This window comes from Mycobacterium sp. SMC-17, assembly GCF_045310915.1.
In the GTDB taxonomy this organism is placed as follows: Bacteria; Actinomycetota; Actinomycetes; order Mycobacteriales; family Mycobacteriaceae; genus Mycobacterium.
Window position 1 is genome coordinate 42,466 of the sequence record NZ_JBJIAK010000035.1, and the last position, 22,123, is coordinate 64,588.

General features: G+C 68.1%; 23 protein-coding genes. 14 read left to right on the plus strand and 9 right to left on the minus strand.

Features of this window, described 5'->3' with window-relative positions; translation table 11 throughout:
* Positions 1 to 17 precede the first annotated feature (17 nt).
* Positions 18 to 2,111, minus strand: a complete 2,094-nt coding sequence (tkt, locus tag ACJH7A_RS20730) for a transketolase (protein ID WP_406802637.1) — start codon at positions 2,109 to 2,111, stop codon at positions 18 to 20.
* A gap of 228 nt (positions 2,112 to 2,339) precedes the next feature.
* Between tkt and ACJH7A_RS20735 the strand changes: the two genes are divergently transcribed.
* On the plus strand, positions 2,340 to 3,353 hold the full coding sequence (locus ACJH7A_RS20735; protein WP_346415678.1) for a heme o synthase: 1,014 nt from the start codon (positions 2,340 to 2,342) through the stop codon (positions 3,351 to 3,353).
* 29 nt (positions 3,354 to 3,382) lie between these two features.
* Positions 3,383 to 4,312 (plus strand): DUF1254 domain-containing protein, encoded by a 930-nt coding sequence (locus ACJH7A_RS20740; RefSeq protein WP_406802644.1) that lies wholly within the window; start codon positions 3,383 to 3,385, stop codon positions 4,310 to 4,312.
* Here ACJH7A_RS20740 and ACJH7A_RS20745 read toward each other — a convergent pair.
* Positions 4,309 to 5,283: a quinone oxidoreductase family protein gene (locus tag ACJH7A_RS20745; protein WP_406802638.1), complete on the minus strand. Its 975-nt coding sequence runs from the start codon at positions 5,281 to 5,283 to the stop codon at positions 4,309 to 4,311. The genes ACJH7A_RS20740 and ACJH7A_RS20745 overlap by 4 nt on opposite strands.
* 18 nt (positions 5,284 to 5,301) lie before the next feature.
* Between ACJH7A_RS20745 and ACJH7A_RS20750 the strand changes: the two genes are divergently transcribed.
* Together ACJH7A_RS20750 and ACJH7A_RS20755 are read left to right on the plus strand one after the other, a co-directional pair.
* Positions 5,302 to 6,237 (plus strand): RimK family alpha-L-glutamate ligase, encoded by a 936-nt coding sequence (locus ACJH7A_RS20750; RefSeq protein WP_406774678.1) that lies wholly within the window; start codon positions 5,302 to 5,304, stop codon positions 6,235 to 6,237.
* A gap of 2 nt (positions 6,238 to 6,239) precedes the next feature.
* The gene (locus tag ACJH7A_RS20755) at positions 6,240 to 6,707 is read left to right on the plus strand and encodes a hypothetical protein (RefSeq protein ID WP_406774677.1); all 468 of its coding nucleotides are present in this window, start codon (positions 6,240 to 6,242) and stop codon (positions 6,705 to 6,707) included.
* 149 nt (positions 6,708 to 6,856) lie between these two features.
* Here ACJH7A_RS20755 and ACJH7A_RS20760 read toward each other — a convergent pair whose 3' ends face one another.
* Positions 6,857 to 7,771: a heme A synthase gene (locus tag ACJH7A_RS20760; protein ID WP_207548009.1), complete on the minus strand. Its 915-nt coding sequence runs from the start codon at positions 7,769 to 7,771 to the stop codon at positions 6,857 to 6,859.
* A gap of 20 nt (positions 7,772 to 7,791) precedes the next feature.
* Positions 7,792 to 8,370 (minus strand): TetR/AcrR family transcriptional regulator, encoded by a 579-nt coding sequence (locus ACJH7A_RS20765; protein WP_318984572.1) that lies wholly within the window; start codon positions 8,368 to 8,370, stop codon positions 7,792 to 7,794.
* 86 nt (positions 8,371 to 8,456) lie between these two features.
* On the opposite strand from ACJH7A_RS20765, the gene ACJH7A_RS20770 reads away from it, so the two are divergent.
* Positions 8,457 to 9,065: a hypothetical protein gene (locus tag ACJH7A_RS20770; RefSeq protein ID WP_318984573.1), complete on the plus strand. Its 609-nt coding sequence runs from the start codon at positions 8,457 to 8,459 to the stop codon at positions 9,063 to 9,065.
* Here ACJH7A_RS20770 and ACJH7A_RS20775 read toward each other — a convergent pair.
* Genes ACJH7A_RS20775 through mptB form a run of 3 tightly spaced genes read right to left on the minus strand, consistent with a single transcriptional unit; the run spans position 9,058 to position 12,442 of the window.
* Positions 9,058 to 9,840, minus strand: a complete 783-nt coding sequence (locus ACJH7A_RS20775) for an ABC transporter permease (RefSeq protein ID WP_406774676.1) — start codon at positions 9,838 to 9,840, stop codon at positions 9,058 to 9,060. The genes ACJH7A_RS20770 and ACJH7A_RS20775 overlap by 8 nt on opposite strands.
* Positions 9,837 to 10,766 carry an ABC transporter ATP-binding protein gene (locus ACJH7A_RS20780; protein WP_406802639.1) on the minus strand — a complete coding sequence of 310 codons (930 nt, stop codon included), beginning with the start codon at positions 10,764 to 10,766 and terminating at the stop codon, positions 9,837 to 9,839. Before ACJH7A_RS20780 ends, ACJH7A_RS20775 begins: the two co-directional genes overlap by 4 nt.
* Entirely contained in the window at positions 10,763 to 12,442 is a 1,680-nt protein-coding gene (mptB, locus tag ACJH7A_RS20785) for a polyprenol phosphomannose-dependent alpha 1,6 mannosyltransferase MptB (RefSeq protein WP_406802640.1), read from the minus strand. The genes ACJH7A_RS20780 and mptB overlap by 4 nt, the downstream gene beginning before the upstream one ends.
* 97 nt (positions 12,443 to 12,539) lie before the next feature.
* Between mptB and ACJH7A_RS20790 the strand changes: the two genes are divergently transcribed.
* Genes ACJH7A_RS20790 through ACJH7A_RS20820 form a run of 7 tightly spaced genes read left to right on the plus strand, consistent with a single transcriptional unit; the run spans position 12,540 to position 18,767 of the window.
* Positions 12,540 to 13,289 (plus strand): metalloregulator ArsR/SmtB family transcription factor, encoded by a 750-nt coding sequence (locus tag ACJH7A_RS20790; RefSeq protein WP_318984577.1) that lies wholly within the window; start codon positions 12,540 to 12,542, stop codon positions 13,287 to 13,289.
* Positions 13,286 to 14,713 (plus strand): Fe-S cluster assembly protein SufB, encoded by a 1,428-nt coding sequence (sufB, locus tag ACJH7A_RS20795; RefSeq protein ID WP_318984578.1) that lies wholly within the window; start codon positions 13,286 to 13,288, stop codon positions 14,711 to 14,713. The genes ACJH7A_RS20790 and sufB overlap by 4 nt, the downstream gene beginning before the upstream one ends.
* Entirely contained in the window at positions 14,713 to 15,894 is a 1,182-nt protein-coding gene (gene sufD, locus ACJH7A_RS20800) for a Fe-S cluster assembly protein SufD (RefSeq protein WP_406774674.1), read from the plus strand. The genes sufB and sufD overlap by 1 nt, the downstream gene beginning before the upstream one ends.
* Positions 15,891 to 16,661 (plus strand): Fe-S cluster assembly ATPase SufC, encoded by a 771-nt coding sequence (gene sufC, locus ACJH7A_RS20805; RefSeq protein WP_020100570.1) that lies wholly within the window; start codon positions 15,891 to 15,893, stop codon positions 16,659 to 16,661. Before sufD ends, sufC begins: the two co-directional genes overlap by 4 nt.
* Before the next feature lie 5 nt (positions 16,662 to 16,666).
* Entirely contained in the window at positions 16,667 to 17,911 is a 1,245-nt protein-coding gene (locus ACJH7A_RS20810; RefSeq protein ID WP_406802641.1) for a cysteine desulfurase, read from the plus strand.
* Positions 17,908 to 18,396 carry a Fe-S cluster assembly sulfur transfer protein SufU gene (gene sufU / locus ACJH7A_RS20815; protein WP_318984581.1) on the plus strand — a complete coding sequence of 163 codons (489 nt, stop codon included), beginning with the start codon at positions 17,908 to 17,910 and terminating at the stop codon, positions 18,394 to 18,396. The genes ACJH7A_RS20810 and sufU overlap by 4 nt, the downstream gene beginning before the upstream one ends.
* On the plus strand, positions 18,393 to 18,767 hold the full coding sequence (locus ACJH7A_RS20820) for a metal-sulfur cluster assembly factor (RefSeq protein WP_061000889.1): 375 nt from the start codon (positions 18,393 to 18,395) through the stop codon (positions 18,765 to 18,767). Before sufU ends, ACJH7A_RS20820 begins: the two co-directional genes overlap by 4 nt.
* Before the next feature lie 15 nt (positions 18,768 to 18,782).
* On the opposite strand, the gene ACJH7A_RS20825 is transcribed toward ACJH7A_RS20820, so the two are convergent.
* Positions 18,783 to 19,244 carry a hypothetical protein gene (locus ACJH7A_RS20825; protein ID WP_318984582.1) on the minus strand — a complete coding sequence of 154 codons (462 nt, stop codon included), beginning with the start codon at positions 19,242 to 19,244 and terminating at the stop codon, positions 18,783 to 18,785.
* Positions 19,245 to 19,458: 214 nt separating this feature from the next.
* Between ACJH7A_RS20825 and ACJH7A_RS20830 the strand changes: the two genes are divergently transcribed.
* Both ACJH7A_RS20830 and ACJH7A_RS20835 read left to right on the plus strand, forming a co-directional pair.
* Positions 19,459 to 20,145 (plus strand): heme peroxidase, encoded by a 687-nt coding sequence (locus ACJH7A_RS20830; RefSeq protein ID WP_318984583.1) that lies wholly within the window; start codon positions 19,459 to 19,461, stop codon positions 20,143 to 20,145.
* Between the two features lie 69 nt (positions 20,146 to 20,214).
* A complete protein-coding gene (locus ACJH7A_RS20835; protein ID WP_318984584.1) occupies positions 20,215 to 21,315 on the plus strand; it encodes an NADH:flavin oxidoreductase in 1,101 nt (366 codons plus the stop codon).
* 28 nt (positions 21,316 to 21,343) lie between these two features.
* Here the strand turns inward: ACJH7A_RS20835 and ACJH7A_RS20840 are convergent, their stop codons facing one another.
* Positions 21,344 to 22,003 carry a M14 family zinc carboxypeptidase gene (locus tag ACJH7A_RS20840; protein WP_406802642.1) on the minus strand — a complete coding sequence of 220 codons (660 nt, stop codon included), beginning with the start codon at positions 22,001 to 22,003 and terminating at the stop codon, positions 21,344 to 21,346.
* Positions 22,004 to 22,123 lie beyond the last annotated feature (120 nt).

Here is a 22,123-nt window from a genome sequence, read left to right on the forward strand (position 1 = left end):
CTTTTCTGAATCGGTTGTCAGTTGTCCAACGAGCGTTCTGCGGCGGCGACGACGGCCTCAGCGGTGAAGCCGAACTCCCGGAACAGGGTCTTGTCGTCGGCCGATGCGCCGTAGTGCTCGATCGAGATGATCTCGCCGGTGTCACCGACCAGCTTGTGCCAAGGCTGCGCGATGCCGGCCTCGACCGCAACACGTGCCGAGACGTCGGGCGGAAGCACCGCGTCGCGGTACTCCTTCGGCTGCGCCTCGAACCATTCCAGGCACGGCATCGACACCACGTAGGCGACGATGTCCTTGTCCGCCAACAGCTTCTGTGCCTCAACGGCCAGCTGCACCTCGGAGCCCGTCGCGATGATGATGACGTCGGCGTCGTCGGCCGGGTTACCGCCGCCGAGCACGTAGCCACCCTTCGCCGCACCTTCCGACGACGTGCCCTCGAGGACGGGTACCCCCTGGCGGGTCAGGATGAAACCGGTCGGGTTGTTGCCGTGGGTGCGCTGCAGGATGGTGCGCCAGGTGTAGGCGGTCTCGTTCGGATCGGCGGGACGGACCACCGACAGGTTCGGGATCGCGCGCAGCGCGGCCAGGTGCTCGATCGGCTGGTGCGTCGGGCCGTCCTCACCCAGACCGATGGAGTCGTGGGTCCAGATGTAGATCGGGTCGATGTTCATCAGCGCGGCCAGCCGCACCGCCGGGCGCATGTAGTCGGCGAACTGCAGGAAGGTGCCCGCGAACGGACGCGTCGGGCCGTGCAGCACGATGCCGTTGAGGATCGAGCCCATGGCGTGCTCGCGGATGCCGAAGTGCAGCACGCGGCCGTACCAGTCGGCGGTGTAGTCCTCGGTCGAGATCGACGGCGGGCCGAAGGACTTCACCCCGTTGATGGTGGTGTTGTTGCTGCCCGCGAGATCGGCTGAGCCACCCCACAATTCGGGCAGCTTGCCGGCCACGTCGTTGAGGACCTTGCCGAACGCGGCACGCGTCGCGACGGCCTTGCTGCCCGGCTCCCAGTACGTCAGGTCGGCGTCCCAGCCCTCGGGCAGTTCGCCGGCCTCCAGGCGGTCCAGCAGCTTCTTGCGCTCGGGCTCCTTGGCGGCCCAGGCGTCGAACGCGACCTGCCACTCGTCGTGCGCCTTCTTGCCGCGGGCGACCAGTTCACGCGTGTGCGCGATGACCTCGGGCTTCACCTCGAAGCTCTTGTCCGGGTCGAAGCCCAGCACCTTCTTGGTGGCGGCGACCTCGTCGGCGCCCAGCGCCGAACCGTGCACCCCGCCGGTGTTCATCTTGGTGGGCGCCGGGTAGCCGATGATGGTGCGCACCGAGATGAACGACGGGCGGTCCGTCACCGCGCGCGCGGCGGCCAGCGCCTCTTCGATCGCGACGACGTTCTCGCCGCCCTCGACCTCCTGCACGTGCCAGCCGTAGGCGCGGTAGCGGGCGCAGGTGTCCTCGGACAGCGCGATGTTGGTGTCGTGCTCGATGGAGATCTTGTTGTTGTCCCACAGCACGATCAGGTTGCCCAGCTGCTGGGTGCCGGCGAGCGACGACGCCTCGCTCGTCACGCCCTCTTCGATGTCGCCGTCCGAGGCGATCACGTAGATGAAGTGGTCGAACGGGCTCTCACCGGGAGCGGCGTCGGGGTCGAACAGACCGCGCTCGTAGCGGGCGGCCATCGCCATACCGACCGACGACGCCAGGCCCTGGCCCAGGGGACCGGTGGTGATCTCGACACCCTTGGTGTGGCCGTACTCGGGGTGGCCGGGGGTCAGCGAGCCCCAGGTGCGCAGCGCCTCGATGTCGGCCAGCTCGAGGCCGAAGCCGCCCAGGTACAGCTGCAGGTACAGCGTCAGGCTGGAATGTCCACACGACAGGACGAAGCGGTCACGGCCGATCCAGTGGGTGTCGGACGGGTCGTGGCGCATCTGGCGCTGGAACAGGGTGTAGGCCAGCGGGGCCAGGCTCATGGCGGTTCCGGGGTGGCCGTTTCCGACCTTCTGAACCGCATCCGCGGCCAGCACGCGCACGGTGTCGACGGCGGCCGAGTCCAGCTCGGTCCAGTCGTCCGGGTGGTGCGGGCGGGTGAGTTCGGAAATCTCTTCGACTGTGGTCACGGGCGCACTCCTACTGAGGGACGTCTCGGGCTCGGCAAATCGCAAGCGAGCTGCATGACTACCCTAGTGCGCGCCGCTGGTGTGGTGCAGACCGCTTCACCTTTGGCCTGTCCGTCATTGGGTTTCCGTTCACCTGAATGCACCCTGCGGTGTGGAGCACTCAGGTGCGCGGTCTACCATCGTCTGTAGTAGAGGCTGCGCGGCCGTGACTTCCGAGGAGATATCTGCGTGAGCATTCGCGAGCGCCGTTCCGTCCACGGGGCACACGGTTTCGGTCCCGGAGCTGCGGCGTCTGACGAGCACGACGCTGCTTCGGGGACCAAGTCGCCGAACCGCGTTCGGGACACGTTGCTGGCCTACATCGCGCTCACCAAGCCGCGTGTCATCGAGCTGCTGCTGGTTACGACGATCCCGGCGATGCTGCTGGCGCACCGCTTCGACGTGGTGGCCAGTCAGGGTCCGATCAAGCCGCTGTTGATCCTCAACACCCTGGTCGGCGGGCTGCTCGCGGCGGCCGGCGCCAACACGCTGAACTGTGTTGCCGACGCCGACATCGACAAGGTGATGAAGCGCACCGCCCGCCGGCCGTTGGCCCGCGCGACGGTGCCCACCCGCAACGCGCTGATCTTCGGCCTGGTGCTCACGGTCACGTCGTTCCTGTGGCTGTGGCGTAGCTCGAATCTGCTGTCGGGCCTGCTGGCGCTGGCGACCATCGCCTTCTACGTCTTCGTCTACACGCTGCTGCTGAAGCGCCGCACCTCGCAGAACGTGGTGTGGGGCGGCGCGGCCGGCTGCATGCCGGTGATGATCGGCTGGTCGGCGGTCACCGGCACCATCCAGTGGCCGGCGCTGGTGATGTTCCTGATCATCTTCTTCTGGACGCCGCCGCACACCTGGGCGCTGGCCATGCGTTACAAGGAGGACTACGAGGCGGCCGGCGTGCCGATGCTGCCCGTCGTCGCCACCGAGCGCGCGGTCACCAAGCAGATCCTGATCTACACCTGGGCCACGGTCCTCACGACGCTCGCGCTCGCGTTCGCCACCGGCTGGCTGTACGCGGCCGTCGCGCTCGTCGCCGGCGTCTGGTTCCTGGTGATGGCGCACCAGCTGTACTCGGGCGTGAAGCGCGGTGAGCCGGTGAAGCCACTGCGCCTGTTCCTGCAGTCGAACAACTACCTCGCCGTCGTGTTCTGCGCGCTGGCGGTCGACTCGGCACTCGCGCTGCCGATGCTGTTCCACTGACCCGCTAGCTTGGGGGCATGCCCCAACCGGTGAGCCCCGACAATTTCGCCCGCGCCGAATCGGACCTGTACTTCTCCGGCATCGTGAACGACGGCGGCGTCGGTGGCTTTCTTCATCATCGCGAACTGAGCTCGATCGATCACCAGGTCGTCATCCGGCAGAACCGCGACACCCTCTACTCGGCCGCGGTGTTCGACCTCGACGCCGGACCGGTCACCGTCACCCTGCCCGACAGCGCGGGCCGGTTCATGTCGCTCCAGGTCATCAACGAGGACCACTACACGACCCAGGTCGCCTACGCCCCGGCGACGGTCGACCTGACACGCGAGGCCGTCGGCACCCGGTACGTGGCGGTGGCCGTCCGCACGCTGGTCGATCCCAACGATGCCGCCGACCTGGCCGCCGTGCACGCGCTGCAGGACGCCGTCACCGTCACGCAGGACGCCCCGGGCAGCTTCGAGGTACCCGACTGGGACCCCGTCAGCCAGAAGACCGTGCGCGACGCCCTCGTCACGCTGGCCACCACGCTGCCGGACACCAAGGGCATGTTCGGCACCGCAGCCGACACCGACCCGGTGCGGCACCTGATCGGCTCGGCCAACGCCTGGGGCGGCAATCCCGAGCGCGACGCGTTCTACCTGACCGTGGTGCCGTCCCAGAACGACGGCACCACGGTGCACCGGCTCACCGTCGAAGACGTTCCGGTGGACGGTTTCTGGTCGGTGACGGTCTACAACAAGGACGGCTACTTCACCGCCAACGAGCAGAACGCCTACTCGCTGAACAACATCACCGCGGTCAAGGCCGCCGACGGTTCGACAACCATCCAGTTCGGCGGCACGGGTGCGGACAACCTGCTGCCGATCACGCCGGGCTGGAACTACACCGTGCGGCTCTACCGCCCGCGGGCCGAGATTCTCGACGGCGCCTGGACGTTCCCGGCGGCCGAGCCGGTCTAAGGCACCAGCACCACCGAGCCGACGGTCAGGCGGGCCTGCAGGTCGGCGTGTGCGCGGGCGGCGTCGGCGAGCGGGTAGCGCTGGCTGACCGTCACGTTGATGGTGCCGTCGGCGACGGCCTGCAGCAGTTCGCCTGCCCGCCAGGAGAATTCGTCGGCCGTGCGGGTGTAGTGGGCCAGCGTCGGCCGGGTGACGAACAACGAGCCCGCGCTGTTGAGCCGCTGCAGGTCGAACGGCGGCACGGGTCCGCTCGAGGCGCCGAACAAGGCCAAGGTGCCGCGCACCGCGAGGCTGGCCAGGCTGGCCTCGAACGTGGACGCGCCCACCCCGTCGTACACGGCGGCGACGCCGTTGCCGCCCGTCAGTTCGCGGATCTTGGCGCCGAACTCGGCGGGGTCGTCGGGATAGTCGAGCACCTCGATGGCGCCGGCCCGGCGGGACAACTCGGCCTTGTCCTGGTTGGAGACGGTGGTGATGACCCGGACGGCCATGCTGGTGGCCCACTGCGTCAGGATGAGCCCGACGCCGCCGGCGCCGGCGTGCAGCAGCACGGTGTCGCCCTGCTGGACGGGATAGGTCGACTTGATCAGGTAATGCGCCGTCATGCCCTTGAGCAGTGCCGCAGCCGCCACCTCGGGGTCGACGCCCTCCGGGACGTAGGCCACGTAATCGGCTGGTGCGACGCAGTATTCGGAGTAGGTGGCGTCGGCCGCGGCGGTGACCACGCGGTCGCCGACGGCCAGCGCCGCCACATCGTCACCAACCGCGGTGATGGTGCCGCAGACCTCGGTGCCGGGGATGTACGGCACTTCGCGCGGATAGAGGCCGGAGCGGAAATACGTGTCGATGAAGTTGACGCCGATGGCCTCGGCCTTGATCAGGACCTCGCCCGGGCCCGGCGTGGGCTCGGGGCGTTCGACGAAGGACAGGACTTCTGGACCGCCGAGTTCGGCGACTTCGATGGCGTGCATGCCACCTATCATTCCAACGTGAAACTCGCGCGGCCCGATATCCGTCATCCACGCATCGTTTTGGCAGGTTGCCGGGCTCTCGTCGAAGGCGACGGAGACGACGACGGGTTGGTCAAGGCGTTGCGGGACCGCGGTTTGCATGCGCAGTGGCTGGCCTGGGACGACCCGGCCACACTGCAGGCCGATCTCGTGATCCTGCGGGCCACGTGGGACTACACCGAGCGGCACGACGAATTCCTGGCCTGGACCACGAAGGTGCGCAATCTGCTGAACGCGCCCGGGGTGGTGGCGTGGAACAGCGACAAGCGTTACCTGGCGGACTTGGCGGCGGCCGGCGTGCCGACGGTGCCCAGCGGTTTCTTCGCGCCGGGGGAGTCGGTGACGGTGCCCAGCGGTCAAATCGTGGTCAAACCCGCAGTGGGTGCGGGTTCGGTTGGGGCGCAACGATTCACCGATGCCGCCGCGGCCGCCGCGCATGCTGCCGCGCTCCAGGCCGATGGCCGTACGGCGCTGATCCAGCCGTATGACGAGCGTATCGAGGCAGGGGAGACCGCCCTGGTGTTCCTGGCCGGCAAGCAGTCGCACGCGTTCATCAAGGGGCCGATGTTGCCGCCGCCCGGTGGCAGTGTGGAGATGCACGAATCCGGCACGTACGCCGAGGAACAGCTACAGCCGGCCGACCCGGATTTCGAACTGTGGGACGTCGGCTACGCGACGCTGGCCGCTGCGGCCGCGCATCTCGGGATCGAGCCGGAGGAGTTCCTGTACGCGCGGGTGGACGTCATCGGCGATCACCGGGACCCGCGGTTGCTCGAGCTGGAACTCGTCGAACCGGGCCTGGGCTGGCGGCAGCTGGCCGAGTCCGAACGCGCTGTGGCGCAACGGCAATTCGCCGTCGGCGTCGAGTGGGCCCTGGAGCGGCTCGGGCTCGGTCCGCTGTCGGGCCGGGGGTAACCGTGTCTGACGAGTTTTATGACGGAATCGGCGACTACCGGAGACTGGCCCGAGAAATCGGGGAGGGCGTTGCGGCCGTCGCCAATGCCGTTCCTCACCACGGGCGAGTGTTCTGGAAGCTGACGGAGGCAGACAGCGGTTCACTCGCTTGGCTCGCGTTCACCCGGCCAGATGCGCGCTCGACGCTGGACCGGCGCAAGGTGTGGACGTTGATCCCGCGGCTTCAGGTTTTCCTGGCCAACTGGTTCGTGATCGTCGGCCGTGAACGCACCGATCAGAGTGAGTGGGTGCACAAGGTCATCGACGTCGATGAGGCGCGCGAAATCGCGCCGTTGGTACCGCAGCCGTCAGCCGAGGACATGAAGCGGATCACCCGGCCCCAAGCGGTGCTGACCCTGGATGACATCGACCGACACACGGTGACGACGGTGCTGGGCAAGAGAGCCGCTGCGGCGCTGAAAATCCGCTGACAAAGATCGGTTGGGCTGAGATCCCTGACGTCAATCTGCGGCGGCATATCGCTACTTTGACTCAAGTCTGGGATCGATTTCGGCATCGCGGCGTCCCTGGTTGCAATCTGTGACGGGATGCCGCAGACCCGACTGAAGCCAGGGACTCGCTACGCGGATGTCCGCACTCGCATCGACGCCCACAGCGCCGCCGTGGCCGCGGTGCAGGCGCCGGCGCCCGCGACGTGGATGGCGACCAGAACGGCGGGGACGCCGGTGTAGAACTGGACCGCGCCGACGGCGCCCTGCGCGAGCACCAGCCCGGCCAGCACCGCCAGCCGCAGCAGTACGGGCTTGGGGGCGCGCACCGCGAGCAGTGCGAAGCCCAGGCCGATGACGAAGCTGAGGTAGGCCACCAGCAGCGACGAGTGCAGGTGCGCCAGATCGGTGATCTCGACCTGCAGGCGCTTGACCGGTTGCAAGGCGCTCTTGTCGCCGGCATGTGGTCCGGCGCCGGTCACCAAGGTCCCGGTGACGAGCACCGCGGACAGGGTGACGGCGGTCAGTGCGGTGAACCAGCGCAGCGGCTGCGGCACGACGAGTTCCTCGGTGCCCGAGTCGGGTTCGCCGATCTTGACGTAGAGCAGCACGGCCAGCCAGACCATCACCATCGACACCAGCAGGTGGACGGCGACCGTCCACCACAGCAGCCCGGTGCGGACCGTGATGCCGCCGATGACCGCCTGCACCACAGTCGACGCCGGCATCAGCCAGGCATAGACCTGCACCTCGCGGCGGCGGCCGGCACGGATGACGGCGAGCACCGCCAGGGCGGCCGTCAGCACGACGCCGAACGTGAACATGCGGTTGGTGAATTCGACGGCCTGATGCACGACGGGCACTTCGGCGTGCGGCACCGGCACGAAGCTGCCGGGGAAGCACTGCGGCCACGTCGGGCAGCCCAGTCCGGATGCGGTGACGCGGACGATGGCCCCGGTGACGGCGATGCCGCCCTGGGTCAGGATGACGAGGAACGCGATGAGCCGCTGGACCCGAAGCGAGGGGATGGGCAGCTTGTCGAGCACGGTCTGATCGTAGGCCAGCGCTAACTACGTGGCGTAGTAGGGGCGACGAACGGCACCAGCACCTGGTCGACGAGGTCGACGACCAGCTCGTCGGTGATGGGATCGCCGGTGATGAGCAGCCGGTGCCAGAGCACGCTCTGGCCGAGCTCGCGGGCGATCTCGACGGGGACGTCGGGGCGGACGTCGCCGCGGGCGACGCCACGGGCCAGCAGGTCGGCCATCTCCGCCTTGCGCCACCCGATCACGTCGTCCCGGAATGCCGCGGCGAGTTCGTCATCCCCGGTCATGGCCGCGACCACCGCGCGCATGGTGGCGGCCTGTGGTCCGGTGAACATCGCGGCCCAGCCGCGCAGCACCGCCAGCATGTCGCCGCGGTAGCTGCCGGTGTCGGTGTGTGGGATCGCTGCTTTCGCGTTGCGCAGCAAGGTGTCTCGCAGCAGTGCGGCGCCGTCGGGCCAGCGCCGGTACAGCACGGGCTTGCTGGTGCGCGCCGCGGCGGCGACGGCCTCCATCGTCACTCCGGCGGGTCCCTGCTCGGTGAGCAGTGTCATGACCGCGGCGCGGATCGCCGCGTCGAGCTCGTCGCCGCGTCGTCGCATCGGGCCTCCTTGAAGAAACGCTTGCGTATCTTAACTGACGAGCCTAGCGTCTTGATCAAGAAACGGAACCGTATCTTGGAGGAGCTATGAGCCGACCGATCCTGTATCCGCTGCGGTCCGTCGACACCGCAACCGTCCGGTACTTCGACGCACCCCACGGCCGTCGTCGGGTCACCATCGAGCACCGGCCGCTACCTGGAGTGACGCCGCCGATGCTCCTCGACTGGTTCACGCACCTCGGCGGCACCATGCGCTACGGGGATCAGGTCATCGACCGGTACCTGGCGTGGCACCCTGTCGACCACATCCGGTGGGAACTGGCGCGCCCGGCGCCGACCGGCGGCGCGGCCGAAGGCGCGCGATTCCGCATCGTCGAGGCGTTCGGCGGGCGGCCCGAATATCGCGTCGACGTGGTGGACCGCGTCGAGAAGCTCGACGAGACCGGCATCCGGCTCGTGCAACGGGTGGCCGGCGTGATCGTGTTCAGCCTCGAGCACACCTGGTCGGCAGGGGCCGAAGGAGCGCACTACGTCAGCGTGCTCGATGTCGGCGCGCGATCGGCGTTCATGACGCCCGTCAACCGCCTGCTGGGCCGCCGGTTTCCCGACGACATGGTGCGGGCGTGGGTCAAACACAACATCGAAGAGGTCGGTCAGCTGGAATTCCTGCTGCCGCAGTTGCTGCCCGTCAGCTGAACCGGAACCAGCGCATCGCGGCTAGCGCGGCGAGCACTCCCCACACGGCCAGCACCGCGATGCCGAACCAGTCCACCGACAGCGTCATCGCCTGGGTGAGGGACTCGGTCAGCGCACCCGACGGCGTCAGCCGGGCCACCCAGCGCAGCGCCTCGGGGACGACGCGGTGCTCGATGGTCAAGGCGCCGAGGCCGGCCAGGATGAACCACAGCAGGTTCGCGAGGGCCAGCACGATCTCGGCCTTCAGCGTCCCGCCGAGCAGCAGACCCAGCGCCGCGAACGAGGCCGTGCCGAGCGCGATGACGAGCGCGCCGAGCAGCAGGCTCAGCGGGCTCGGCCGCCAGCCCAGCGCAATACCGATGCCGCCCAACAGGATCGACTGTAGGAACACCGTCGTGATGACCGCCAGCGACTTGCCGGCGATGATGCCCCACACCGGCAGCGCGGTGGCGCCGAGGCGCTTGAGCGCGCCGTAGCGCCGATCGAACGCGACGGCGATGGCCTGTCCGGTGAACGCCGTCGAGATGACCGCCAGCGCCATGATCGGCGGGGTGAACGTCCCCGGCCGGTGATCACCGAGGGAGCCCAGCGGCAGCAGCGTGAGCCCGACCAGCAGCGTGATCGGGATGAACATGGTCAGCAGCAGCTGCTCGCCGTTACGCAGCAGCAGTTTGAGCTCCAGGCCGTACTGTGCCGCCAGCATGGCGGGGATACCCGCGGGCCGCGGGTCCGGGGTGAACGTCCCCGGTGCGAACCGATTGGTCTCGGTACTCACGACCGCAGCTCCCGTCCGGTCAGGTCGAGGAACACGTCCTCGAGGCTGCGCTGCTCGACGCGCATGTCGGTGGCCAGCACGTTCAGGCGGGCGGCCCATGCGGTGACGGTCGCCAGCACCTGTGGGTCGATGTGCCCTTCCACCAGGTACTCGCCGGCGCCGGCTTCGGTGGCGCGGTAGCCCTCCGGCAGCGCCGAGATCAGCAGCGTCAGGTCCAGTTTCGGCGGGGCGGAGAAGCGCAACTGGTTCTCGGCGCCGCCGCGCGTCAGGTCGGCGGGAGTGCCCGCGGCGACGGCCGCGCCGTGGTCGATGATCACGATGCGGTCGGCCAGTTCCTCGGCCTCGGTGAGCTGATGCGTGGTCAGTACGACGGTGACACCGTCGCGGCGCAGGCCTTCGATCAACTCCCACACCACGATTCGGGCGTGGGCGTCCATGCCGGCGGTCGGCTCGTCGAGGAACACCAGCTCGGGCCGTCCGACGATGGCGCAGGCCAGCGCGAGGCGCTGCTGCTGCCCGCCGGACAGCCGGCGGTAGGTGGTGCGCGCGGCCTCGGTCAGACCGAGGGTGTCCATCAGCCACTGCGGGTCGAGCGGATTCGCCGAATACGCCGCGACGAGGTTCAGCATCTCGCCGGCCTTGGCGGCGGGGTAGCCGCCGCCGCCCTGCAGCATCACGCCGATGCGGGCGCGCAGCTTGGCGTTGTCGGCCGTCGGGTCCAGGCCCAGGATCGAGATGCTGCCGGAGTCGGGCTTGTTGAAGCCTTCACACATCTCGACAGTGGTGGTCTTGCCGGCCCCGTTGGGTCCGAGCAGGGCCAGCACCTCGGCGCGCTGCACCTCCAGATCCAGGTTGTTCACGGCCTGGATATCGCCGTAGCGCTTGCTGACGCCGCGCAGCAATACGGGCGTCTCACCGGAACTCACGGGGATTCAGCGTAAGCGTCGGACCTGGCAGCGCCGCTACCAGGGGCGTCACCGTTGTCTGATTCCGGCAATCCGCGCCAGGGCAGCCTGTTGCGCGTCAGGGCGATCAGCAGCAGCACGATGACGGTGCTGGCCAGCGTGGCGTCGAGGATCTGGAAGAGCGCGAACCGGTCACCGTTGGCCGTCGGGCCGAAGACGCCGACGACGAACGTCACCACGATGGTGGTGCCACGGAAGCCCGGCCGGGTCGCCCAGCAGGCCAGCGGGATGATCGCCCAGAGCAGGTACCAGGGCTGCACGACGGGGAACAGCAGCACCGTCGCGCCCATGGCGACGCCGAGGCCGCCGAGCGGGTGGAGCCGTCCCCGCAGCACCGACAGCAGCAGCCAGCTGACCAGCACGCCGATGACGAAGACGCCGATCCCACGGGTCAGTCCGAGGACCGCGGTGGTGTGGTCGCCCAGGCCCAGCAGGATGCCGACCTGTCCCGTGCCGAGCGCGACGAGTGTCGGCGGCGACATCCAGGACCGCACCACGTTCGCGGTGCCGAGGGTGAACAGCCAGCCGAAGCCCAGGCCGCTGGCCCAGCCGATGAGCGCCATGACCGCCAGCGCGACGGTGCCCAGCGGCACACAGGCCTGGAAGAAAGCCTTGACCGTCCCGCCCAGCCGGCGCGCGAGGGCCATCGCCACGAAACCCAGCGCGAGCAGGGAGGGCAGCTTGATCTGCGATGACATGGCGATGAGCACCGTGCCGGTCAGCAGCATCGCCAGCGGCCACCACGCGGACCAGTCCTCCCGGTGCCGTGGCCAGTGCAGTGGTCGGGGGATGAGGGGACGGCCGGAATCGATGCCGCGCATGGCGAATTCGGTGCCGGCGAGCATCAGGCCGAGCATCGGGGCTTCGTTGTGGATACCCGCGATGAGGTGCATGAAGAGCAGGGGATTACACGGTCCCAGCCACAGCGCGCTGACCTCGGCGACACCGCAGCGACGGGCCAGACGTGGCGTTGCCCACACCGTGGCCGCGACACCGAGCAGCACGACCAGCCGGTGGGAGAGCACGCCGGCGACGATGTTGTCGCCGGTGAGCTCGGAGATGCCGCGCCCGATCCACAGGAACAGCGGTCCGTAGGGCGCCGGTGTCTCGCGCCAGAGGCTCGGCACCGTCAGGGTGAACACGTGGCCGAGCCCGAGACCGGTCGCCGGGCCGACACGGTAGGGGTCCAGCCCGATGCTCGCTATCTGGCTCTGCGCCAGATAGGAGTAGACGTCCTTGCTGTACATCGGCGGCGCGATCAGCAGCGGCAGCGCCCACAGCAGCAGTGTCTGGTCCAGCTGGCTACGCGACATCCGGCGTTTGCCCAGCGTGTAGCGGCCCAGCATCAGCCACGCCAGCGCCATCATGACGGCGCCGGTGGTGGTCATGGTCAGTGAGACGGTCTGGATGCGCGACGGCAGGTTCAGCAGGCGCACGCCGAACGTCGGGTCCTGCACGACGGGCCGGGCGCCGGCGCCGAGCGCGCCGATGGCCATGAGTACGGTTCCGGTGGCGCCGAATCGCCGGGTCCGGCGCAGGGATGCGACCTCGGACGCGTTCAGGGGCGAGCCGACGGACGGTTCGTCGGCGTGCCAATGCGCGACGGCCGTGCTCAGGTGCTGAAGGCGGTCGGGCATCAGAGCAGATTAGCCGTAGGCCTGTTCGGCCCCCGCCAACTCGGTGATAAGGGTTACCTTCCTAGATTCGGGTTCTGAATTCCGTCACAATGGTGTTGTGAAATTACCGTCCGGAGCTCCCGAAGCTGTCGGCACCGCGACCGCGGTGGCGTCGGCGACGGCTGTTTCCGATGGTCACACCCGTTCGGCCATCGTGCAGTTGCTGCTGGAAGGCGCGGTCACCGCGACCCAGATCGGCGAGCAGCTCGGCATCTCCGCCGCTGGTGTGCGGCGTCATCTCGACGCTCTCATCGAGGCCGGCGACGCCGAGTCCAGTGCCGCGGCCGCATGGCAGCACAACGGGCGTGGTCGTCCCGCCAAGCGCTACCGGCTGACCGCCGCCGGGCGCGCCAAGCTCGGCCACACCTACGACGACCTCGCCGCGGCCGCCATGCGCCAGCTGCGCGAAATCGGCGGTGACGACGCCATCCGCACCTTCGCGCGTCGTCGTATCGACTCGATCCTGTCCGGCGTGACCGCCACCGACGATGTCACCGACACCGCGGACCAGGTGGCCGCGGCGCTGACCAAGGCCGGTTACGCCACCACGACAACCCCGGTGACGGGGCCGATCGGCGGGGTGCAGATCTGCCAGCACCACTGCCCGGTCTCGCACGTCGCCGAGGAGTTCCCCGAACTGTGCGACGCCGAGCGTGAAGCGTTCGCCGAGGTCCTCGGCACGCACGTCCAGCGCCTGGCCACCATCGTCAACGGCGACTGTGCATGTACGACGCACGTTCCCGTCATCCCCGAGAACGCAGTCCACTCGATCCACCCCGCGACCCAAGAAGAAGGAGTGTCGCAATGACGACCACCCCGGAACAGCTGACCCAGGAGGAGACCATTGCCTCCCTGGGCACGTACGGCTACGGCTGGGCAGACAGTGATGCCGCAGGCGCCGCCGCGACCCGTGGGTTGAACGAGGCTGTCGTCCGCGACATCTCGTCGAAGAAGAACGAGCCGGAGTGGATGCTCGACTTCCGGCTCAAGGCGCTGCACATCTTCGACAAGAAGCCGATGCCGCGCTGGGGCAGTGACCTCGAGGGCATCGACTTCGACAACATCAAGTACTTCGTGCGGTCCACCGAGAAGCAGGCCGCGTCCTGGGAGGACCTGCCCGAGGACATCAAGAACACCTACGACCGCCTGGGCATCCCGGAGGCCGAGAAGCAGCGCCTGGTCGCCGGTGTCGCCGCACAGTACGAGTCCGAGGTCGTGTACCACCAGATCCGCGAGGACCTCGAGGCGCAGGGCGTCATCTTCCTGGACACCGACTCGGGCCTGCGCGAGCACCCGGACCTGTTCAAGCAGTACTTCGGCACCGTGATCCCGGCCGGTGACAACAAGTTCTCCGCGCTGAACTCGGCCGTGTGGTCGGGTGGCTCGTTCATCTACGTGCCGCCGGGCGTGCACGTCGACATCCCGCTGCAGGCCTACTTCCGCATCAACACCGAGAACATGGGCCAGTTCGAGCGGACGCTGATCATCGCCGACGAAGGCTCCTACGTGCACTACGTGGAGGGTTGTACCGCGCCGATCTACAAGTCGGACTCGCTGCACTCGGCCGTCGTCGAGATCGTGGTGAAACCCGGTGCGCGCGTTCGGTACACGACCATCCAGAACTGGTCGAACAACGTCTACAACCTGGTCACCAAGCGGGCCCGTGCCGAGGCCGGCGCGACCATGGAGTGGATCGACGGCAACATCGGTTCCAAGGTCACCATGAAGTACCCGGCGGTCTGGATGACCGGCGAGCACGCCAAGGGCGAGGTGCTCTCGGTGGCGTTCGCGGGCGAAGGGCAGCACCAGGACACCGGCGCGAAGATGGTGCACCTGGCGCCGAACACGTCGAGCAACATCGTCTCCAAGTCGGTGGCCCGCGGTGGCGGCCGCTCGTCGTACCGCGGCCTGATCCAGGTCAACAAGGGCGCGCACGGCTCCAAGTCGAGCGTGAAATGCGATGCGCTGCTTGTCGACAACGTGAGCCGCTCGGACACCTACCCGTACGTCGACATCCGTGAGGACGACGTCACGATGGGTCACGAGGCCACGGTCTCGAAGGTCAGCGAGGACCAGATGTTCTATCTGATGAGCCGCGGCCTGACCGAGGACGAGGCCATGGCGATGGTGGTGCGCGGCTTCGTCGAGCCCATCGCCAAGGAACTGCCAATGGAATACGCGCTCGAGCTCAACCGGCTGATCGAGCTGCAGATGGAAGGTGCTGTCGGCTAGTGAGTTCGAATCTGACTGAGGCGACGGAAGGCATCGTCGCCAACAAGGGTGAGCTGTTCACGTCCTACGACGTCAACGCTTTCGAGGTCCCGGGCGGCCGTGACGAGCTGTGGCGGTTCACGCCGCTCAAGCGTCTGCACGGCCTGCACGACGGCTCCGCTGTCGCCACCGGCGCTGCGCGCGTCGAAGTTTCGGAGCGCGACGGTGTCACCGTCGAGACCGTCGGCCGCGACGACGAGCGACTGGGCCAGGGCGGCGTGCCCGCGGACCGCGTTGCCGCGCAGGCATATTCGTCGTTCACCGAGGCGACCATCGTGTCGGTCGGTCGCGACGTCCAGGTCGCCGAGCCCATCGAGATCGCCATCGCCGGCCCCGGTGAGGGCAAGACCGCGTACGGCCACCTGCAGCTGCGGGTCGCCGAGCTCGGCGAGGCCGTCGTGGTCATCGACCAGAGCGGCAGCGGAACCTACGCCGACAACATCGAATTCGTCGTCGGTGACGCGGCGCGGCTGACCGTCGTGTCGATCGCCGACTGGGCCGACGACGCGGTGAACGTCAGCACCCACCACGCCACGCTGGGCAAGGACGCTGTGCTGCGGCACGTCGCCGTCACGCTCGGTGGTGACGTCGTGCGGCTGACCTCGCGGACCCGCTACCTGGGCCCCGGCGGTGACGCCGAGATGCTCGGCCTGTACTTCGCCGACGAGGGCCAGCACTTCGAGTCGCGCCTGCTGGTCGACCACGCGGTGCCGAACTGCCGCTCGAACGTGCTGTACAAGGGTGCGCTGCAAGGGGATCCGGACTCGAAGAAGGCCGATGCCCACACCGTGTGGATCGGCGACGTGCTGATCCGGGCCGCGGCCACCGGCACCGACACCTTCGAGGTGAACCGCAACCTGGTGCTCACCGACGGTGCCCGCGCCGACTCGGTGCCCAACCTCGAGATCGAGACCGGCGAGATCGTCGGCGCCGGACACGCCAGTGCCACCGGACGTTTCGACGACGAGCAGCTGTTCTACCTGCAGGCCCGCGGCATTCCCGAGGACCAGGCCCGCCGCCTGGTGGTCCGGGGCTTCTTCGGCGAGATCATCCAGAAGATCGCCGTGCCGGAAGTCCGCGAACGCCTCACCGCCGCCATCGAACACGAACTTGAACTGACTGAAGGACGCAACAACTCATGACCACACTGGAAATCAAGGACCTGCACGTCTCGGTCACCGCACCGGACGGCGCCGATGTGCCGATCCTCAAGGGCGTCAACCTGACCGTGAAGTCGGGCGAGACCCACGCGGTCATGGGCCCCAACGGTTCTGGCAAGTCGACGCTGTCGTACGCCATCGCCGGCCACCCCAAGTACACCGTCACCTCGGGCTCCATCACCCTCGATGGCGAGGACGTGCTGGAGATGAGCGTCGACGAGCGTGCGCGCGCCGGCCTCTTCCTGGCCATGCAGTACCCCGTCGAGGTGCCCGGCGTCTCGATGTCGAACTTCCTGCGCACCGCGGCGACCGCGGTCCGTGGCGAGGCCCCCAAGCTGCGCCACTGGGTCAAAGAGGTCAAGACCGCCATGTCGGAGCTGGACATCGATCCGGCGTTCGGCGAGCGCAGCGTCAACGAGGGCTTCTCCGGTGGTGAGAAGAAGCGCCACGAAATCCTGCAGCTGGGCCTGCTGAAGCCGAAGATCGCCATCCTCGACGAGACCGACTCGGGCCTGGACGTCGACGCACTGCGCGTCGTGTCCGAGGGCGTCAACCGGTACGCCGAGGCCGAGCACGGCGGCGTCCTGCTGATCACGCACTACACCCGCATCCTGCGCTACATCCGTCCGCAGTTCGTGCACGTCTTCTTCGACGGCCGCATCATCACCTCCGGTGGTCCGGAGCTGGCCGACGAGCTCGAAGAGAACGGCTACGAGCGCTACACGCAGGCCGCGGCCGCCGGAGCCTGATTCCCATGACAGCGTCAGTCGACCTCGACCTGACCAGGATCAGGGCCGACTTCCCGATCCTGAGTCGGGTGATGCGCGGCGGAAACACGTTGGCGTACCTGGATTCCGGGGCCACGTCGCAGAAGCCGCTGCAGGTGCTCGATGCCGAGCGGGAGTTCCTGACCACCTCCAACGGCGCGGTGCACCGCGGTGCGCACCAGCTGATGGAGGAGTCGACCGACGCCTACGAACAGGGCCGTGCCGACATCGCGGCGTTCGTCGGTGCCGACGACGACGAGCTCGTCTTCACCAAGAACGCCACCGAGGCCCTGAACCTGGTGTCGTATGCGGTGGGGGACAACCGGTTCGACCGCGTCGTCGGGCCGGGGGACGTCATCGTCACCACGGAGCTGGAGCACCACGCCAACCTGATCCCGTGGCAGGAGTTGGCCCGCCGGACCGGCGCGGAACTGCGCTGGTATTCGGTGACCGACGACGGCCGCATCGACCTGGACTCGCTGCAGCTCGATGACCGGGTGAAAGTGGTTGCCTTCACCCATCATTCGAACGTCACGGGTGCCATCGCGCCGGTGGCGGAGATCGTGCGTCGGGCTCAGGCTGTCGGTGCGCTGACGGTGCTGGACGCGTGCCAATCGGTGCCGCACCAGCCCGTCGACTTCCACGCGCTCGACGTCGACTTCGCGGCGTTCTCTGGCCACAAGATGTTGGGGCCCACCGGGATCGGTGTGTTGTACGGGCGCCGTGCGCTGCTGAACGCGCTGCCGCCGTTCCTCACCGGCGGGTCCATGATCGAGACCGTCACGATGGAGTCGGCGACCTATGCGGCCGCGCCGCAGCGCTTCGAGGCCGGTACGCCGATGACGTCGCAGGTGGTCGGATTGGCCGCTGCCGCACGGTATCTCGATGCCATCGGGATGTCCGCTGTCGAGGCGCACGAAGCCGAGTTGGTGGCCGCCGCTTTGGAAGGGTTGCGCGGGCTGCCACAAGTTCGGATCATCGGGCCGACCACCACCGAGCGCCGCGGCTCTCCGGTGAGCTTCGTGCTCGACGGTGTGCATGCCCACGACGTCGGCCAGATTCTGGATGACGAGGGCATCGCGGTCCGGGTCGGGCATCACTGCGCGGCGCCACTGCACCGGCGGTTCGGTATCGCCGCGACGGCCCGGGCGTCGTTCGCCGTCTACAACACGCTCGACGAGGTGGACCGGCTGGTCGCGGGCGTCAAACGCGCTGTGGAGTTCTTTGCATGAGAATGGAACAGATGTACCAGGAAGTGATCCTGGACCACTACAAGCACCCGCACCACCGCGGGCTGCGTGAGCCGTTCGGCGCGCAGGTGCACCACGTCAACCCGACGTGTGGTGACGAGGTGACGCTGCGGGTGACACTGTCCGACGACGGCGAGACCATCGCCGACATCTCGTACGACGGCCAGGGCTGCTCGATCAGCCAGGCGTCGACGTCGGTGCTCACCGATCAGGTGATCGGCCAGACCGTGGACGAAGCGCTCAAGACCGTCGGCGCGTTCACCGAGATGATTTCCTCCCGCGGCAACGTCGAGGGGGACGAAGATGTGTTGGGTGACGGCATCGCGTTCGCCGGTGTCGCCAAGTACCCGGCACGCGTGAAATGCGCGCTGCTGGGGTGGACCGCGTTCAAAGCCGCGCTCGCCGAGGCGAGCGCCAAAGACACCGCGCTGGCATCCGCCGGCGCAATTGCGGAGGACAAGCGATGACTGAAGGCACACCCGAAGCCACCACCGCGGCCAACGTGGTCGACGACCCCGAACTGCTCGACGCCGTCGAGGAGGCCATGCGCGACGTCGTCGACCCCGAACTCGGGATCAACGTCGTCGACCTCGGGCTCGTCTACGGCATGACCCTCGAAGAGGGGGACGAAGGCACCGTCGTGAAGCTGGACATGACGCTGACGTCGGCCGCCTGTCCGTTGACCGACGTGATCGAGGACCAGTCCCGGACCGCCCTGGTCGGTGCCGGCCTGGTCAGCGACCTCAAGCTGAACTGGGTGTGGAACCCGCCGTGGGGCCCGGACAAGATCACCGACGACGGTCGCGAACAGCTCCGGGCGCTGGGCTTCACCGTCTGATTCCGCGTCGCGCACTCACTGCCGTAGTTCGATGACGTTGGCGGACAAGGTGCCGCCGAACGCTTCCAGCGTGCCGGTGTTGCAGCCACCCTTGATGCCGGTGGCGCTGACACTCAGCTCGTGGCCACCGGCCGTCTTGGTGTAGGCCGGCGGAGCGGTGACGGTGCTGCCGGGCCGCGCGATGGCCGGGGCAGCGATCTGGCGACCATCGAGATAGAAGCGCACGACGATGTCCGAACAGCCGTTGGCGTCGTTATTGAACGATGCCAGCACCTTCTCGGCGATGTGGGCGTCGAAATGGATCGACGGCCGGGCATTGCAGTCCTGGCCGTTCGGCGGCGAACAGTAGCCCCTCACATACTCCTCGACCACGTCGGCCGCGGCGGGTGGCGCCCACGCGACGCCCGCCGTGCCGAAGGCGCCGATCAATGTGAACGCCATGCTGCCGCAACGCCGGATGAATACACCGTCGAACATGTCGGCCCCTTCCAGTCGGCTGATGACATCGACGCTAGGGCCGCGAGACTGCCGGGCAAATAAGGGGATTCCCTACATATCCACGCTTGGGAAGTCGCCGGTCCTGTGGATAACTCCCGATTCCGGCGCCTGCACGCGGCGCTCTTGTCGGAGCCCTTCTCTAGCTTCCAGCGCAACAGGACCACACCGGTCCGTTGCGACAGGAGGCAACACGATGAACGCTGACATCGAACGACTGCAGGCCGCGTGCGAACGCGATCTCGGGGACCCGGCCGGCTGGCCGACGCCCGTCGGCTATCCGAATTCATTGGCGCTCTGCATCATCGACGCGATCTATGCACCGGGCGCCCGGCACCTCACCGTCGACACGATCGTCGAGCGGTACCGCAATTACCGGGCGGGGCAAGGCGGTGACGCCGACACCGACGGCGCAGCCGAACTGCTCGCCAATGTCGAGGCACTGGGCGGTCCGGAGCAGTGGGCCGCCCAGATCGGTAACCGGCGGCCGACGTCCACGAGGAAAGACGCACCGCTGCGATCGGTGGCGCTGACACAAGTGGCGCAGGCCTTCGTCGCACTGGGGATCTGCACCACCGAGGACCTACGGGTCATCACCGCGGACCCGGAGCGGGCGAAGGCGGCCAAGCGGGCGTGGTGCGCGGTGCCCGGGCAACGGTCGGGCTTCACCTGGCGCTTCCTGCTGATGCTGGCGGAACTGCCGGGCACCGATCCGACGGTCGCGGGATACGTCGCGCGCGAGGTTGCGGATGGCGGCCCGGTCGACACGGCAGGGCTCCTCGCCGCAGTCGCGGACGCGGCTGGCTGGCACGCCGACGCGCTGCACCAGGCGATCTGGCGGTTCGAAGCCCGCCGCGCACAGGAGCTGCCGTCGTCGGCCTGACGGCCGACGAATGACCGCCAGCCGGGCGCCGCCGGAATCGGTTGAGCCGGCACGGTGTTGCATAGGCTCATGACCGTCGATGCATCTGGACTCTTCGCCCCACTGGCCCTGCGGAACCTGACCGTGCCCAACCGGTTCGCGATGGCACCCATGACCAGGCAGGCGTCGCCCGGAGGCGTCCCGGGGCCCGACGTGGCGGAGTACTACGCGCGTCGGGCCGCCGGCGGCGTGGGCCTGATCATCACCGAAGGCGTGCGATTGGGTGACCCGTCGGCAGCCGGCTCGCCGGACATCCCGACGCTCGTGGGCGCCGAGGCGCTCGACGGCTGGCGCAACGTCACGAGCGCGGTGCACCGGCACGGCGCGACCATCGCCGCCCAGCTGTGGCACCAGGGCGCCGAGCGTGGCGACCGCGACGGGGTGGCACCGGTCAGTCCGTCGGGCGTCAACGGCCATGGCGAGCAGATCGGCCGGGCACTGGATGCTGACGAGCTCCCTGCCGTCGCGCAGTGGTTCGCCGAAGCGGCCCGCAACGCCAAGGAGGTCGGCTTCGACGCCGTCGAGCTGCATGGTGCCCACGGCTACCTGCTCGACCAATTCCTGTGGGCCAGAACGAATCTGCGCACCGACGAGTACGGCGGTTCGGTCCAGAACCGCACGCGGTTCCCCGCCGAGGTGGTCGCGGCGGTGCGGGCCGCAGTCGGCCCGGACTACCCGATCATCTACCGCTTCTCGCAGTGGAAGGGCACCGACTACAACGCGACGCTCGTCGATGACCCGATTCAGTTGCAGGAACTGCTGGCGCCGTTGGTCGATGCCGGTGTCGATGCGCTGCATCCGTCGACGCGCCGCCACTATGTGCCGGCCTTCCCCGACGCCGACCCCGCGCTGACGCTGGCCGGCTGGACCAAGAAGGTCACCGGGACGCCCGTCATCACGGTCGGTTCGGTCGGCCTGCAGACCGCATTCCGGTCCGAGAAGCCGGGCCAGGTCATCGAGCCGGGGCCGGTGGATCAGCTGGTGGAGCAGTTTGACGCGGGTGAGTTCGACATGGTCGCGATCGGCCGGGCCCTGCTGGCCGACCCCGGTTGGGTCAACCGCCTGCGCAGCGGCACCCTGGACGGGTTCAATGGCTACGACGCGGCCACTGCGCTGGCGCGATTGAGCTGAGCCGAGCTAGTGCGGAAGGTCGTACCAGTCAGCCGTGGATCGCGTCTAACAAAGCCGTCTTGAGCGACGTCCACACGGCCTGGGGGTTTGTGCCACGGAGCACCTCGATCGTGAGAACTGGCACGCCTCGGTCTCGCCCGGCATAGGACCCCAGCGAACCTGGGGTCGGGGCGAACGCTGATGACTCCTCGACTGGTAGACCGGTTGTTGCCGAGAACTTCTCGGCAATTTCGCGGGCAGGACCATCAAAATTGATGAACTGCCTGCCCCGCCAGGAATGCGCAACCAAGATGAGGTCGGGGTGGACTCGATCGATCGTCTCCACTAACGCGCGTGACTCGGGCTGGTTCAACGGCTCGCCCCCGGACTCCGCGATGGTGGCATCGAAGTTGGCCGCCGGGAAATTCCTGTTTACGTCGATGCCGTTGGAATTGCCGCGCGTCGCTGCCGCGCGACCGTCTGGGTTGATGTCCTCGATCACGGTGAGTGAGGCCACTTCATTCAGTCCTGCCTCAGTGAACGCAGCCGGTAGCTCAGCGGCAGTAAGCGAGCCTTCGGGTTCATCGCCGTGGATTCCCCCGACAAACAGCACCCGGTGTGGTCCATGGCCGACCGTCAGCGCTCGGATCGGCCGGCCTTGCACAGTGGTGGCTATCGGTTGCCACGTAGGTGGTCCATCAGCGCCCACATTGGCGATGGCCGACGGTGGTGTTACCGGTGCGGCCGTGGAGCGGGCTAAGTCCCCTGGGGTGGTGGGAATTCGGGGACGGGGCTGAGGTGGGCGGAGATGTTCAGGCCGTGTCGGTGC